The sequence below is a fragment of the Aeromicrobium sp. P2_G6 genome, assembly GCF_056403535.1.
The window spans coordinates 58,703-74,122 of record NZ_JBFUFH010000007.1 but is presented as its reverse complement, the minus strand read 5'-3'; the positions used below and the strand labels follow the sequence as shown (position 1 = coordinate 74,122).

10 protein-coding genes are annotated in these 15,420 nt (G+C 69.1%); 5 read left to right on the top strand and 5 right to left on the bottom strand.

Going from position 1 to position 15,420, the window contains the following annotated elements; translation table 11 throughout:
- Positions 1-11 precede the first annotated feature (11 nt).
- Positions 12-3,407, top strand: a complete 3,396-nt coding sequence (locus AC1DVU_RS19690; RefSeq protein ID WP_476924148.1) for a bifunctional proline dehydrogenase/L-glutamate gamma-semialdehyde dehydrogenase — start codon at positions 12-14, stop codon at positions 3,405-3,407.
- A 79-nt stretch (positions 3,408-3,486) separates the two neighbouring features.
- Here the strand turns inward: AC1DVU_RS19690 and AC1DVU_RS19685 are convergent, their stop codons facing one another.
- Positions 3,487-4,107 carry a trimeric intracellular cation channel family protein gene (locus AC1DVU_RS19685; RefSeq protein ID WP_476924147.1) on the bottom strand — a complete coding sequence of 207 codons (621 nt, stop codon included), beginning with the start codon at positions 4,105-4,107 and terminating at the stop codon, positions 3,487-3,489.
- 119 nt (positions 4,108-4,226) lie between these two features.
- On the opposite strand from AC1DVU_RS19685, the gene sepH reads away from it, so the two are divergent.
- The gene (gene sepH, locus AC1DVU_RS19680; RefSeq protein WP_476924146.1) at positions 4,227-5,183 is read left to right on the top strand and encodes a septation protein SepH; all 957 of its coding nucleotides are present in this window, start codon (positions 4,227-4,229) and stop codon (positions 5,181-5,183) included.
- A gap of 137 nt (positions 5,184-5,320) precedes the next feature.
- Here the strand turns inward: sepH and AC1DVU_RS19675 are convergent, their stop codons facing one another.
- From AC1DVU_RS19675 to AC1DVU_RS19660, 4 genes are read right to left on the bottom strand one after another with little or no spacing between them, the layout of a single operon-like run.
- Positions 5,321-5,992 carry a thymidine kinase gene (locus tag AC1DVU_RS19675; protein WP_476924317.1) on the bottom strand — a complete coding sequence of 224 codons (672 nt, stop codon included), beginning with the start codon at positions 5,990-5,992 and terminating at the stop codon, positions 5,321-5,323.
- A 16-nt stretch (positions 5,993-6,008) separates the two neighbouring features.
- Positions 6,009-7,112 (bottom strand): alkaline phosphatase family protein, encoded by a 1,104-nt coding sequence (locus AC1DVU_RS19670; protein ID WP_476924145.1) that lies wholly within the window; start codon positions 7,110-7,112, stop codon positions 6,009-6,011.
- Positions 7,109-7,675 carry a DUF5998 family protein gene (locus AC1DVU_RS19665; RefSeq protein ID WP_476924144.1) on the bottom strand — a complete coding sequence of 189 codons (567 nt, stop codon included), beginning with the start codon at positions 7,673-7,675 and terminating at the stop codon, positions 7,109-7,111. Before AC1DVU_RS19665 ends, AC1DVU_RS19670 begins: the two co-directional genes overlap by 4 nt.
- Positions 7,675-10,368 carry a bifunctional acetate--CoA ligase family protein/GNAT family N-acetyltransferase gene (locus AC1DVU_RS19660; RefSeq protein ID WP_476924143.1) on the bottom strand — a complete coding sequence of 898 codons (2,694 nt, stop codon included), beginning with the start codon at positions 10,366-10,368 and terminating at the stop codon, positions 7,675-7,677. Before AC1DVU_RS19660 ends, AC1DVU_RS19665 begins: the two co-directional genes overlap by 1 nt.
- A 96-nt stretch (positions 10,369-10,464) precedes the next feature.
- On the opposite strand from AC1DVU_RS19660, the gene AC1DVU_RS19655 reads away from it, so the two are divergent.
- From AC1DVU_RS19655 to AC1DVU_RS19645, 3 genes are read left to right on the top strand one after another with little or no spacing between them, the layout of a single operon-like run.
- Positions 10,465-12,912 carry a DNA gyrase/topoisomerase IV subunit A gene (locus AC1DVU_RS19655; protein ID WP_476924142.1) on the top strand — a complete coding sequence of 816 codons (2,448 nt, stop codon included), beginning with the start codon at positions 10,465-10,467 and terminating at the stop codon, positions 12,910-12,912.
- Between the two features lie 25 nt (positions 12,913-12,937).
- Complete coding sequence (locus AC1DVU_RS19650; protein WP_476924141.1) at positions 12,938-13,651, top strand: LppX_LprAFG lipoprotein; 714 nt, start codon at positions 12,938-12,940, stop codon at positions 13,649-13,651.
- A complete protein-coding gene (locus AC1DVU_RS19645) occupies positions 13,648-15,411 on the top strand; it encodes an MFS transporter (protein ID WP_476924140.1) in 1,764 nt (587 codons plus the stop codon). The genes AC1DVU_RS19650 and AC1DVU_RS19645 overlap by 4 nt, the downstream gene beginning before the upstream one ends.
- Positions 15,412-15,420 lie beyond the last annotated feature (9 nt).

The window sequence follows — 15,420 nt, the reverse complement described above, 5'->3', positions numbered from 1 at the left end:
TTGGCCACGACATGACCGAACTCACTCTGGCCGAGCGCAGTGTTGAGCTCGTGCGCACCTGGATCGATCCCGAGCGGGCATCCGCGCACCGAGCCGATCCCTCCGCTGAACGCCTCGCCAAGCTGCTCAAGGACCCGCACGGACTCGAGTTCACGATCGGGTTCGTCGACCGCGTCGTACGCCCTGAAGACCACCGCGTCGCCGCGCGCAACCTCCGCGCACTGGCGCTGCACACGCCGTCGTTCCTGACGGCCAGTCAGCGCATCCTGCTCAAGCTCGGCGCCGTCACCGCGGTCCTGTTCCCCAAGATGGTCGTGTCGATCGCCCAGCGCACTCTCCGCCGGATGGTCGGACATCTGGTCGTGGATGCTCGCCCGGCGCAGCTGGGCCGCACGATCAAGCGCCTGCGCGCCAGCGGTGACCGGCTCAACCTCAACCTGCTCGGCGAGGCCGTGCTCGGCGAGGGCGAGGCAGCGCACCGACGCGACGGCACGATGGAGCTGCTCGAGCGCGACGACGTCGACTACGTCTCGGTCAAGGTGTCGTCGGTCGCCAGCCAGCTCTCGATGTGGGCGTTCGAGGAGTCGGTGGCGCGGGTCGTCAAGCAGCTGACCCCGCTCTACGAGCGCGCATCGACCGGCGAACCGACCTTCATCAACCTCGACATGGAGGAGTACCACGACCTCGATCTCACGGTCGCGGTGTTCAAGACCGTGCTCGAGTCGTTCCCCGACCTCGAGGCGGGCATCGTCCTGCAGGCGTACCTGCCGGACGCGCTCGGCGCGATGCAGGACCTGCAGGAATGGGCGACCAATCGGCGAGCCCAGGGCGGAGCGCCCATCAAGGTGCGCGTCGTCAAGGGCGCCAACCTCGCGATGGAGCGGGTCGACGCGGCGGTGCACGGCTGGCCGCTTGCCACCTGGTCCACCAAGCGCGAGACCGACACCAACTACAAGCGCGTCCTCGACTGGGCCATGACGCCCGAGCGCATCGACGCCGTACGCCTCGGCGTCGCCGGGCAGAACCTGTTCGACATCGCGTACGCCTGGCTGCTTGCGGGCGATCGCGGCGTGCGCGACGGCATCGACTTCGAGATGTTGCTCGGCATGGACAGCGGTCCCGTCGACGCCGTCCGCGATGACATCGGCCAGCTGCTGCTCTACACGCCGGTCGTGCACCCGTCGGAGTTCGACGTCGCGATCTCCTACCTCGTACGCCGGCTCGAGGAGAACGCCAGCAGCGACAACTTCATGTCCGCCGCGTTCGAGCTGGCCGACGAGCCGGACCTGCTGGCCCGCGAGATCCAGCGGTTCTTCGCGTCGGTCGATGCGCTGGACAACACCGTCCCCGAGCCGCACCGCACGCAGAATCGGCTCACCGAGCCAGCACCCGTGCACTCCGGCCCGTTCTCCAACACGCCGGACACCGACCCGTCGACAGCCGGGAACCGTGAGTGGGGACGCCTCGTGCTCGCGCGATCGGCCTACACGCAGCTGGGCACCGAGACCGTCCGCGCCAACAAGGTCCCGGGGCCGGCAAGCCTCGAGAGCGTCGTCCAGGACACCCGCACCGCCGCCAAGGCATGGCAGGCTCGCGGGTCTGAGGTACGCGCGTGGATCCTCCACCAGGCCGGCAGCGCCATCGGCGCCCGTCGAGGCGACCTCGTGTCGGTCATGGCGGCCGAGGCAGGCAAGACCATCGCCGAGGCCGACGTCGAGGTCAGCGAGGCGATCGACTTCGCCCACTACTACGCCGAGTCGGCCCGCCGGCTCGAGGCCGTCGACGGGGCCGAGTTCGTGCCCGACACCCTGACCGTCGTGACTCCTCCGTGGAACTTCCCGGTGGCCATCCCGGCCGGATCCGTGCTCGCAGCGCTGTCCGTCGGCTCCGGCGTCATCATCAAGGCGGCGCCGCAGACCCGCCGCTGCGCTGCCGTCATGGTCGAGGCGCTCTGGCAGGCCGGCGTCCCGCGTGACGTCCTGCGCTACGTCACGATCGACGAAGGACCGCTCAGCAAGGCGCTGATCGCCCACTCCGATGTCGACCGGGTCATCCTCACGGGTGGCTGGGACACCGCCAACCTGTTCCGCTCGTGGCGGCCCGACCTCCCGCTGCTCGCCGAGACCAGCGGCAAGAACGCCATCGTCATCACGCCCAGCGCCGACATCGACCTCGCGGTCGCGGACCTCGTCAAGAGCGCCTTCGGGCATGCCGGGCAGAAGTGCTCGGCTGCGAGCCTCGCGATCCTGGTCGGATCGGTCGGCGACTCCGAGCGCTTCGAGCGCCAGCTGATCGATGCCGTCTCGTCGCTCAAGGTCGGCTTCCCGCACGACCCCGAGGTCACGATGGGGCCCGTCATCGAGCCTCCGCTCGGCAAGCTCGCCGAGGGCCTGACAACGCTCGGCGAGGGCGAGGAATGGCTGCTCGCGCCGCGACAGCTCGGCACCGACGCCCGGGTGTGGTCCCCCGGCATCCGGACGGGCGTGCTTCCGGGCAGCCGGTTCCACACGACCGAGTACTTCGGCCCGGTCCTCGGCATCATGAAGGCCCGCACGCTCCGGCAGGCCATCGAGTGGCAGAACGCCACCGACTACGGACTGACCGCTGGCATCCACTCGCTGGATGCCAAGGAGGTCAACACCTGGATCGACGCGGTCCAGGCCGGCAACCTCTACGTCAACCGCGGCATCACTGGCGCCATCGTGCAGCGTCAGCCCTTCGGCGGTTGGAAGCGGTCCTCGGTGGGCACGACCGCCAAGGCCGGAGGACCCAACTACCTGACGCACCTCGGCACCTGGCGACCCCGCCCGCTGCGCGCCACCGAGACGCCCGAGCTGTCACGCGAGGTGTCGCGGCTCCTCGACGCCGCCCGGCCGCACGTCAGCGGAGTCGAGCACCGCGACCTCATCGCCGCGGCGGGCTCGGACCACATCGCCTGGACCCGCGAGTACGGCATCCTCAAGGACGTCTCCAAGCTCGGCGTCGAGCGCAACGTGTTCCGCTACGTCCCCGTGCCCGTCGCGATCCGCTTCGACGGCAACTTCCTGCCCGAGCTCATCCGCGTGCTGCTCGCTGCTGCCCGTACGGGCGCTCCGATCGCGGTCAGCTCCCGTACGCCGCTGCCCGATGGCCTCGCACCCAAGGCCCGGATCGAGACGCACGACGCATGGCTCGCACACATCGCAGCCACCAGGCCGGCTCGCATACGCCTCGTCGGGCATGACGCCAAGGACGCAGCGGTCGCGGTCGAGGGCGACCCGGACGTGGCGATCTACAGCGGCCCGGTCACTCCTTCTGGCCGCGTCGAGGCGCTGCCGTTCCTGCAGGAGCAGTCGGTCACGATCACCAACCATCGCTTCGGCAATCACGACCCCGAGTTCGAGCTCGTCCTCCCCCGCAATCCCTGACCGAACTCCCCGCTGGGAGTGACGTTTCGGTCGGGTTCGTACGGCGATTCGCGACCCAAACGTCACTCCCAGCGAGGGGCTAGGCGTGGTCGATGCCGGGCGGGAGGGGTGCGCTCCAGCCACGCTTCAGCGCGATCAGGCGCCACCCCAAGCACACCGCGAACGCCAGGGCGTACCACCACTCCGTGTAGCCCTGGTGATGCGCGATCGTCGCGATGAGCGCTCCGGCGAACGCGGGCGTGGCGTACAGCTCGCTGCGGAAGATCACCGGAACGCGGCCGGCGGCGACGTCGCGCATCATGCCGCCACCGATGCCGCTCAGCATGCCGAGCGCCGACGCGGCGAGGAAACCCAGCCCCGCCTCGTCGGCCTTGACCGCGCCCGTGACGCAGAACAGTGCCAGCCCGACCGCGTCGAGCACCATGATCTGACGTTCCATCCGGCCGAAAGCCGGGTGGAACGCGAAGACCACGAGCGCCGTCACGGCCGGCACCACGAGGTAGCGCCAGTCGTCGAGCGCCGCTGGGGGCACCGATCCGATCAGCACGTCCCGCAGCACGCCGCCGCCGAGACCCGTGATCAGCGCGAGGACCACGACGCCGAAGACGTCGAGCTCCTTGCGTACTCCGACCAGGGCCCCGGTCGACGCGAAGACGGCGATTCCGGCCAGATCGAGGACGAGAAGCAGGGTGTCGGACACGGCGACGACGCTATCTGGTCTCGGCGCGTCACCGCAGGTTCGCATTCTGCGCGCCTAGGATGAGAACACGCTTCGAGTGAACGCCCACCCGGAGCCGGCGTCACATCGGAGGCGATGACATGCGTGATCTCGGTCTACACGGACTGAGCGAGGACAGACGGTTCCTCATTGCGCGTGACTCGTCCACCGGTGAGAAGTTCCGCATCCCCGCTGATCACCGCCTCGCTTCCCTGATCGGCAAGCCGTCCCACTCTGGGAACACCTCCGGCCAGTTGGAGATCCGCATGGAAAGCTCTCTCAGCCCGCGCGACATCCAGACCCGCATCCGCCGCGGCGAAACCCCGCAGGCGGTCGCAGACTCGGCCGGTGTGCCGGTCGAGCAGATCCTCGGTTTCGCCGGACCTGTGCTCGCCGAGCGCGAATACATGTGCGAGCAGGCCCGCAAGACCTCGATCCGCCGCAAGCACGTCGGCGGTTCCGGCGTGCTGCTCGGCACCCTCGTCTCGGAGAACATCGCCGCGAGCGGCGGCGTTCCCGAGGCTGCCGCGTGGGACTCCTGGCGGCGCGAGGACGGCCGCTGGAACGTCCAGGTCACGCCCGACGGTGCGGCCCATCCGGCAAGCTTCCTGTTCGACGTCAAGAGCCGCTACGTCGTGCCCGCCGACGAGTTCGCCCACGATCTGGTCGGCGACGTCGCGCTGCCCGACTCGGCCGACATGGCGATCGCGGATGCCGTGCGTGCGCCGTCCCGTCCGTCGACGCCCGCCATCGAGGCGGTCGACGAGGTCGATGTGGTCGTGCCCGAGGTCGAGGTCGAGGAAGGTCCGCAGGTCGGCGTTGCATCGCTCAAGGAGGCTCGCGATCGCCGGGCCCTCGAGCAGCTCGCGATCGGCGATGCCGAAGAGGCCGAGGATGCCGACACGTCGGCGATGGTCGAGCACGAGGTCGACGACTTCGAGGACTCGCTCGAGCACGACGTCGCGGTGCCCGACACGATGGGTCCCCGCAAGAAGCGTCACGAGCGCCGCCGAGTCCCCAGCTGGGACGAGATCATGTTCGGCGACAAGAACGACTGACTTCCCACCCTGGGGAGTCATCTCACCGGGTTTCGACAGCTGACGCCTTCGGCGTGCTTCGACGCCCCCTACTCGCAGAGCTAGTGGGGGGACCCCCAAACCTGGGTTCGGCGCTCGCTCGCAGAGCTCGCTCGACCTCACCCAAACGGCAGCACGTCGGGCGACAGGGCTGACGCCTTCGCCGTCGCTGCGGTCATCCGGCGGCGATGGTGGCGCCGGCACAGCACCTCGTAGCCCACGACCGGCTCGAGCTCCTCGTCAGGTGTGAGGTCATGGTCGACGTCGCCGACGACGATGACATCGCCCTCGGTGACCATGATCCCGTCCTCCGTGCGGGCGTTGTGAGTCGCGCGCTCGCCGCACCAGCACAGCGCCTCGACCTGCAGCGTGTGCACGTGGTCGGCGAGCTCGGTGAGTCGCGCCGAGCCCGGGAACAGCTGCGTACGGAAGTCCGTCAGGATGCCGAACGCGAAGACGTCGATCGACAGCTCGTCGGTGATCTTGGCCAGCTGGTCGATCTGGTCGGAGGTGTAGAACTGCGCCTCGTCGCACACGAAGTAGTCGATCCGACCGCCCTGGGTCAGCTCGTCGACGGTGTACTGCCAGAAGTGGAACTCGTCGTCGACCTCGATCGCCGCAACCGCAAGGCCGAGGCGGCTGGAGAGGGTCGCGGTGCCGGCCCGGTCGTGGGAGGTGAAGACCCGGCCAACGCGTCCGCGGGCCCGATGGTTGTGATCCATCTGCAGCGCCAGCGTGCTCTTGCCGCAGTCCATCGTCCCCGAGTAGAAGTTCAGCTCCGCCACGGCCACCATCCTGCCAGTCCGGTCATGAGGCGACGAGGACCGGGATGCGCAGCTCGGCCTCGCTGATCGAGCCGTGGAAGCCCGTCATCTTGAACTCGATGCCGAAGTCGCGCGACGAGAACATCGCGAAGTCGCCGAGCGCTGCGACCAGGACGTCACCGATGCGGCCGCGTACGTCGGCGGCGATCGGGCCGAACCAGTCCTCGATGCCGTCCTGCGTACGTACGAGGGCCCGGTCACCCAGCTCGGCCTGCCAGCGTGCGGCGACATCAGCGGCTGCACCGGACCGTGCGTAGACATGCCGGAACCGGGCCTCGCCGGCGAGCAACGTGACATCTTCGAGCAACGTCGCAGACGAGTCGATGTCGAACCGGTTGGTCATGGGCAGGTCGATCATGCCGTGGTCAGCCGTCACGAGCAGCACCGTGTCGCGCGGCAGCTCCTCGCGCAGGTCGGCCAGCTCGGCGTCGATCGTCGACAGCATCGTGCGCCACTCCTCGGAGGTGCACCCCTTGGCGTGTCCGGTGTGGTCGAGCCGCGACTCATAGGCGTACGTCATGGCCCGCGGGTCCGACTCGATGACCTCGACAACGACGTCGAGGCGCTCCCAGATCGAGTTGATGCCGTGGAACGGCACTCCGCGCTGGCTGCACAAAGTGAGCCCGGAATCGACGAACTTGGCGTCGTTGACCGAGGAGGCGGTGATGCCGGCGTCCTGCATCTGCTCGAGCACGGTCCGGTGCGGTTGCCAGATCAGTGGGTCAACCGGCTGGTCCCACTTGAGCGAGTTGAGGCGCTGGCCGCTGCCGGGCACGCGCGAGGTGTAGCCGACCATGCCGTGCATGCCGGCCTGCAAACCCGTGCCGAGCGACGTGAGGCTCGTGGCTGTCGTCGACGGCACGCCGCAGACGACGTCGTCGATGTTCTTGAGCGAGCTGAGGAACGGGGCGGCGTCGGCGTGCTCGCGCAGCAGGTCCAGGCCCAACCCGTCGACAAGGAAGACCACGTAGCGGGCGGCGTCGGGAAGCGCCAGCGTGTTGGCGAACCCCGGAGCACCGAGCGCCGCGGCCACCGACGGCATGACCTGGTCGATGGTCGCGCGACCGCCGAGTCCCGGCAGGTTCATGTGGTGCGGCCGGCGGTCGCGGCCGACAGCGTACGAGCGAAGGAGAGCAGGCGCTCCACGGCTGAACCGCCGTCGGCGGCCGCAGCGAGGCGCAGCGAGAAGTCGTCGCCCGCGAGGCTGCCGGTGTAGCCGTGATCGGCTTCGCACTCGGGGTCGGAGCAGCGTGCCGGCTCGAGCTCGACCCGTGACACCGCACCCCAGCCGACCGTCAGCACCGCTTCCTCGAGCTGCTTGGACTTGGAGGTCACCATGCGGGTCACCACGACGGAGCGGACCTGAGCCAGGGCAACCGCCTCCGACGTCGTCGACGTGTAGGGCTTGGGCAGCAGGTCGTCGCCGGGGTGCTCGTCGGTGTGCACCAGCACGAGGCGGCTGGGCGTCAGGGCCAGCACCGTCATGTGGCGGCGGATCTCGTCATGGTCGAACGTCGGCTCGTGGTGCAGGACGTAGGCGGCCACGGGCTCTCCGGCCAGCGCGTCGCGCAGACCGTCCGCGACGATCTCGGGGTAGTAGCCGCTCGTGGAGACCTCGTCGAACAGGGACTTCGTGTCGTCGGTGGTCATCACGCCAGCGTATCTCCCGTCGAGGCAGGCTGACTCAGGCGCCGGACGTACCACTCGCCGCGCCGATCGGCCGACGGCACGACCTTGGCGCGGGCGCTCAGCGCGGTGTAGCCCTTGCCGTGCACCAGCACCGGCTCGAGGTCGAGCTCGGCGATCTCGGGCAGGTCGTCCTTCATGGCTGCGAGCCGGACGATGACGTCCTGCAGGACGTCGACGTCGACCGCGTCCGAGCCGCGATAGCCGTAGAGCAGCGGCGCGGATCGCAGGTCGCGGATCATGCCCTCGGCGTCGAGATCGGTCAGCGGCGGGATGCCGTATGAGCGGTCACCGAGCAGCTCGCTCGGCGCTCCGGCGAGCCCGAAGGAGACCAGCGGGCCGAACAACGGATCCTCCGTCACGCTGAAGGAGACCGGGATGCCGTCGGCCGCGGCCCGCTGCACGAAGAACTTGGTGTCCTTGCGCATGCCCTTCCAGGTCGTGAGCTCGTCCCACGCCTCGCCCATCTCCTCGGAGCTGCGGATGTTGCGCCAGACGTGCGCGAGGTCCGGACGCGTACGGAGGTGCTCGCTGCCGGCCTTGAGGACGACGTCCCAGCCGAGCTTCTTGCCCGCGTCGATCGCCTCTTCGCGCGAGTGCACGTTGATCCAGGTCCACAGGTCAATGCCGTAGCAGGCCAGCAGGGCGTGGACCTGGTCGGTCGACAAGATCGCGCCGCGAGGGGCAGCCGCGAGCACCTGGCGCACGAGCGCCCGCGCGTCACCCGTGCGGTGGTCGAGGGCGATGTGGAAGTCGCCATGGTCCTTGGCAGCCCACTCGGCGTAGTTGACGACCCGCGCCAGCGCCCTGACCGCCGACTCCGGTGCCGCATAGGACGGCACGGACCCGCGACCGGCGGAGCCGCCGAGCAGGTCGGGGACCCGGAGCAGCACGGGCACGCCCTCGCTGCCGAGGAACGTCGAGACGATCGGCTTGTCGGACTGTTCGCCGACGGCCGCGAGCACGTTGGCGACCTCCTCGCCGCTGGTGTTGAGCGGCGGGACGTAGACCGCGACCAGCGCGTCCGTGTCGGGACTCGCGATCGCGTGCTCGATCGCCTCCTCGAAGTCGTCAGCGTTGGCGTCCGCGCCGAGGGAGACGGGCTCGGTGACCTGCAGCCCGGCCGCCGAGGCAGCGTCGGCGACGATCAGCGCCACCGCGTCGGAGTTGCCGACGATCGAGACGCGGTTGCCCCGGGGCAGCGGCTGGTGGGCCAGCAGCTGGGCGACGTCGAACATCTCGTCCAGCGTGTCGACCTGGATGACGCCCGCCTGGCGGAACATCGCGTCGACCGCCGACTGCGGTGCCGACGTGCGCTTGACGGTATGTCCGACCGGCACGCCTTGCGTCGAGCGCCCGGACTTGACCGCGACGATGGGCTTGGTCCGCGAGACGCGGCGGGCGATGCGCGAGAACTTGCGCGGGTTACCGATCGACTCCAGGTAGAGCAGGATGACCTCGGTCGAGTCGTCCTCCTGCCAGTACTGGAGCAGGTCGTTGCCCGACACGTCGGCACGGTTGCCGGCCGACACGAACGTCGACAGGCCGAGGCCTCGGCGGGACACCGACTCGAGGATCGCGGTGCCGAGCGCGCCGGACTGGCAGAAGAAGCCGACACGGCCCTGCGGCGGCATCGACGGCGACAACGACGCGTTGAGCTGCAGGTCGGGGGCGGTGTTGATGAAGCCGAGGCAGTTGGGACCGATGAGCCGCAGACCGTAGGACCGGCTGAGCCCGAGCAGGGTGCGCTGCCGCTGGCGGCCCTCCGGGCCCTCCTCGGCGAACCCTGCGGAGATCACGACGAGACCGTGCACGCCCTTGGCGGCGCAGTCGAGCACGACGTCGTTGACCGAGTCGGCCGGCACCGCGACGATCGCGACGTCGACCTCGCCGGGAATGTCCTGGACGGTCTTGTAGGCCGGGAGGCCCGACACCGCCTCGGCCTGGGAGTTGACCGCGTAGACGCTGCCGCTGAAGTCGCCGAGCACGAGGTTGCGGACCATGGCCTGGCCGATCGAGTCCTGGCGGCGGCTCGCGCCGATCACGGCGATGCTGCGGGCGCGGAAGATGCGCTCGATCGACGCCGCCTCGGCGCGCTGCTCACGAGCCCGCATCACGCCGACCGCGAGATCGGTCGGCTCGATCCGGAACGTCAGGCGTGTGACGCCGCCGTCGACCATGCCGTCGACCTGATAGCCCATCTCGCGGAAGATCTGCTGCATCCGGGAGTTGGACGGCAGGACGTCGGCGACGAACGTACGGATGCCGCGCTCACGACCGGCCTGCGCCAGGTGCTCGAGCAGCAGCTGTCCGACGCCCCGGCCCTGGTGGGCGTCCTCGACCAGGAACGCGACCTCGGCCTCGTCGTCGCTGATCGCGTCGTAGCGGCCGACCCCGATGATCGTGGAGTGCAGCGTGACGACGAACGCGACGCGGCGGTCGTTGTCGACCGTGGTGAAGCGCGTGACATCCTTGTCCGAAAGCGTCGGATAGGGCGCGAAGAAGCGGAAGTACTTGGACTGCTCGGAGACTCGTGAATAGAACTCCACGAGGCGTTCGGCATCCTCTTCCAGGATCGGCCTCAGCTGCGCCACCCGGCCGTCCTTGAGCAGGACATCGGCTTCCCAATGCTCGACGGGATGCACCTCGCTGGTCACGACCCCAACCTATCGGGTGGCCCACGGCGTGGCGCAGGGAAGTCCGCAGGTCAGACCGGCGAAAATGGACAACTGAGCAGCAACACAGGAGAACGTATGGCCCGCAGCAGCAAGCAAGCTCCCGAGGAGGACTTCGAGGAGCACATCGTCGACACCGATGTGAGCGACGAGATGCGATCGAGCTTCCTCGAGTACGCCTACTCGGTGATCTACGCCCGGGCGCTGCCCGATGCCCGCGACGGGCTCAAGCCCGTCCAGCGGCGCATCCTCTACACGATGGACGACATGGGCCTGCGGAGCGACCGCGGGCACGCCAAGAGCGCGCGACCCGTCGGCGAGGTCATGGGTCGGCTGCACCCCCACGGCGACAGCGCGATCTATGACGCGCTCGTCCGCCTGGTGCAGCCCTGGTCGCTGCGGCTGCCGCTGCTCGACGGCCACGGCAACTTCGGCTCGCAGGACGATCCGCCTGCCGCCATGCGTTACACCGAGGTCCGGATGGACGCCGCCGCCGAGGCGATGACCGGGTCGATCAACGAGGACACCGTCGACTTCAAGCCCAACTACGACGGCCGCGAGACCGAGCCCGTCGTGCTGCCGGCCGCGCTGCCCAACCTGCTCGTCAACGGCGCCAGCGGCATCGCCGTGGGCATGGCCACCAACATCGCGCCGCACAACCTGATCGAGGTCGTGCAGGCACTGCGACACCTGATCAACCACCCGTCGGCCGACCTCGACGACATCATGAGGTTCATCCCGGGCCCCGACCTGCCCACCGGCGGCAAGATCGTCGGGCTCGAGGGCATCCGCGATGCGTACGCCACGGGCAACGGCTCGTTCCGCATGCGCGCCTCCGCCCGCATCGAGAGCGTCACACCGCGACGCAAGGGCATCGTCATCACCGAGCTCCCCTACAACGTCGGCCCCGAGAAGGTCATCGAGGCGATCAAGAAGCTCGTCCAGGCCAAGAAGCTCCAGGGCATCTCCGACATCAAGAACCTCACCGACCGCCACAAGGGCCTCAACCTGGTCATCGAGATCAAGAACGGGTTCATCCCGGAGACGATCCTCGAGCAGCTCTACAAGAGCACACCGATGGAGAGCTCGTTCGGCATCAACGCCGTCGCGCTCGTCGACGGCCAGCCCCGCACGCTGGGGCTCAAGGAGATGCTCGAGGTCTACCTGGGTCACCGCATCGACGTCGTGCGCCGTCGCACGCAGTTCCGCCGTGGCAAGGCTGCAGACCGGTTGCACCTGCTCGACGGCCTCATGCTGGCACTGGTCGACATCGACGAGGTCATCCAGCTGGTCCGGGCGAGCGAGAACCGCAGCGAGGCCAAGGAGCGCCTCATGACGGTGTTCGACCTGTCCGACATCCAGGCGACCTACATCCTCGACCTGACCCTCGGACGGCTCACCAAGTACGACCGCATCGAGGTCGAGCGTGAGATCGCTGAGCTCCGCAAGATCATCGACGAGCTCGACGCGATCCTCGCCGACGAGCAGGTGCTCCGCAAGGTCGTCGGCGACGAGCTCAACGAGATGGCCCACACGTTCGGCACCCCACGACGCACCGTGCTGCTGGAGTCCTCGGGCCAGACCGCCACCGCCGCCTCGCCGCTCGAGGTCGCCGACGACCCGTGCTGGGCGCTGCTCTCGGCGACGGGGCTCCTCGCCCGTACATCGGACGACTCGCCACTCGGCGAGGTCGACCGCCGGGTCAAGCACGACACGATCGTCTCGGCCGTACGCACGACGGCTCGCGGTGAGATCGGCGTCGTCATGTCCGACGGCCGCATCCAGCGCATCTCGGTGCTCGAGCTGCCCGCCCTGCCGCCGACGGCGCAATCGCCCAACCTCCAGGGCGGCATGCCGCTGCGGGAGATCCCCGGTCTGGAGGGCACCGTCCTGGCGCTGACCCGGCTGGGCGACTCCGGCGCCGGGCTCGCGCTCGGCACGCGTGCGGGTGTCGTCAAGCGGGTCAAGCCCGAGCAGCTCTCCCGCGACTCGTGGGACATCATCTCGCTCGACGACGGCGATGTCGTCGTCGGAGCAGTAGAGCTGGCGACCGGTGACGAAGAGCTCGTGTTCGTCACGTCGGACGCCCAGCTGCTGCACTTCTCGGCCTCGCTCGTACGTCCGCAGGGTCGCGCCGGCGGCGGCGTGGCGGGCATCAAGCTGGCGCCCGGCGCGAGGGCCGTGTCGTTCGGCGCCGTCCGCGACATCGACTCGGCACATGTCGTGACGATCGCGGGCTCCGGCGACGCCCTGCCCGGCACGCAGAACGGTGCCGTCAAGGTCAGCCCGATCGCGATCTACCCCGCCAAGGGCCGGGCCACTGGCGGTGTCCGGTGCCAGCGCCTGCTCAAGGGCGAGGACGGGCTGCTGCTGGCCTGGGTCGGCGACGGCCAGCCGATGGCGTGTGCCACGAGTGGATCGCCGGTCGACCTGCCCGAGCCCACGGATCGTCGCGACGGCTCCGGCGTACCCGCTGCACAGCCGATCCTGGCCGTGTCGGGTCCCGCGGGTTTCCTCGCAGTCTGAGCTGCACGGCGTGCAAGACTGAGCCGTGCGCACCAGACACCTGATCCTCACGCTCGCTGCGTCGACCCTGGTCCTCGGTGGTTGCACCGGTTCATCCGACGGAGACAAGGGCGACGACCCCGGCAAGCTCCAGGCCCGTCTGTCCGACGCCAAGAAGTCACTCGACGACGCCGAGACGATCACGATCTCCCTGGCCACCGACAAGCTGCCATCGGGTGTCACGGGGCTGTTGTCGGCCAAGGGCAAGGGCAACCACTCCCCCGCATTCGACGGCAAGGTCAAGGTCGTCACGGGGGGCTCGAGCATCGACGCCGACGTCATCGCGGTCGACGGCAAGGTCTACGCCAAGACGAGCTTCGCCCCGGTGTTCCTCACGATCGACCCCGCTTCGCTCAAGGCGCCCGATCCCGCGTCGCTCCTGGACCCCGACACCGGCATCACGCAGATCCTCGTCAAGACCAAGAATGTCACCGAAGGCGGCAAGTCCCGCGACGGCAGCGACGTGCTGACGACGATCAAGGGCACACTGCCCGGCAGCCTGGTCAAGGACATCATCCCGTCGGCGGCCGAGGACGAGACGTTCGACGTCACCTATCGGCTCGACGACGACAACATCCTCCGCGATGCCACCCTCAAGGGGCCGTTCTACCCCAACGGCGGCGACGTCACCTACACCGTCAAGCTCACGACCTCTGACACCGCCGTGACCATCGAGCCGCCGTCCACGTTCGGTCAATGACCTCACGAGAGGCGATCAGCCCCGCCTCGAAGATCCTCCTGGGGCTGGCGGCCGTCGCGATCTCCTTCGCGGCCGCTGACACGTACGTCGTCGTGCTCGCACTGCCCGACATGATGACGTCGGTCGGGCTCGACCTCGACGAGCTGCAGCGCGCCGCTCCGATCGTGTCCGGCTTCCTGCTGGGCTACGTGGGCGTGCTGCCGCTCATCGGTCGCATCTCCGACCTACGCGGACGCGTCCCCGTCCTGCTCGGGTCGCTCGTGGTGTTCGCGGTCGGCTCGTTGATCACCGCCGCGGCGTACAACCTGGAGAGCATCGTGCTGGGCCGCCTGATCCAGGGCATCGGCGGCGGTGGTCTGATCCCGCCCACGCTCGCACTCGTCGCGGATCTGTGGCCCCCGCAGCGCCGCGGCCTGCCGCTGGGCATCGTCGGGGCCGTCCAGGAGCTCGGCAGCGTCCTCGGGCCGCTCTACGGCGCCGTCGTGCTGGCCTTCGGTGACTGGCGGCTGATCTTCTGGCTCAACTGCGCCATCGGCCTGGTGCTGGCGGCGGCGATGCTGCACTCCCGGTCCTTGAGCTTGCCGAAAGGACATGACCACGTTTCGACGAGCTCAACGGGCAGACAGCTACCCGACATCATCGGCGCCGCCTTGGCGGTGCTCACGCTGACCGGCGTCGCGATCGTGATGCTCGAGCCCGATCGGCTGACCCAAGGAGTCACGAGCGGCCTCGCCTTCCTGCCGGTCACCGGCGATTCGCGCTGGCTCACCCCGCTGGCCCTCACGACGTACGGCCTGTTGGCCCTGTTCCTCCTGCGGCAGGCCACCGCGCACAACCCCCTCGTGGGCTGGCGACAGTGGCCCGCCCTCGCTCGTGAGACCGACATCTCCGGCGCGCTGCTGCTCACGACCGGCCTCGGCGCGGTCATCGTCACGTTCGCGTCAGCCGAGCCTGAGAGCGCCGCGATCTCGGACCAGGCTCCGTGGCTGATCCCGGTCGCCGTCGCCGCATTTGCGGGCTTCGCGATGCGCCAGCGGCGCGCTCCACGGCCCCTCGTCCCACGCGGCGCCCTCGGAGCCACGCCCGCATGGGGCGCCCTCGTCGTCTCGTTCTTCGTCGGCGCAGCACTCATAGCCGCGCTCGTCGACATCCCGTTCTTCGCCCGCCTCACGGTCCACCGTGACTCGCAGCTCGACGCGGCGCTGGTCCTCGTCCGCTTCCTGGTCGCCCTGCCGATCGGCGCCGTGCTCGGCGGATGGCTCCTGCGCAAGGTCCCCACGTCGATCCTGACCTCTGTCGCGATGCTGATGAGTGCGGTCGCGTTCTGGCACATGTCGACGTGGGACGCCCACTCGCTCGATCACCAGGTCGAGACGCTGTCCCTGGTCCTCGGCGGCCTGGGCTTCGGGCTGGCGATCGCTCCGGTCAACGCCGTGCTGCTCGCCCACACCGCCGATGCGGTGCACGGCGTCGCATCGGCGCTGCTGATCGTCGCGCGCATGGTCGGCATGTTGCTGGGCATCTCGGCGCTCACGACGATCGGGCTGCGGGCGTTCTACCACGCGTCGGAGAAGATCCCGCCCGCCGCCGAGCTGTGCAAGGGCAAGGCGACGCTCTGCCAGGCGTACAAGGATGCGGTCCGCGATGCCRGCATCACCCAGCTCCACGCCGTCTTCATCGGCGCCGCCGTGTGCGCCCTCACAGCGGCCGTCCTGGCATTGCTGGTGTTGCGTGACGAGGACGAAACAGCCACCCGATAATCTGTGACG

Bases quoted from the DNA above. Each gene is read 5' to 3' on its own strand.
- AC1DVU_RS19665 (WP_476924144.1), bottom strand. From the start codon at position 7,675: ATGACCACCGACGACACGAAGTCCCTGTTCGACGAGGTCTCCACGAGC.
- AC1DVU_RS19670 (WP_476924145.1), bottom strand. From the start codon at position 7,112: ATGAACCTGCCGGGACTCGGCGGTCGCGCGACCATCGACCAGGTCATG.
- AC1DVU_RS19655 (WP_476924142.1), top strand. From the start codon at position 10,465: ATGGCCCGCAGCAGCAAGCAAGCTCCCGAGGAGGACTTCGAGGAGCAC.
- sepH (WP_476924146.1), top strand. From the start codon at position 4,227: ATGCGTGATCTCGGTCTACACGGACTGAGCGAGGACAGACGGTTCCTC.
- AC1DVU_RS19690 (WP_476924148.1), top strand. From the start codon at position 12: ATGACCGAACTCACTCTGGCCGAGCGCAGTGTTGAGCTCGTGCGCACC.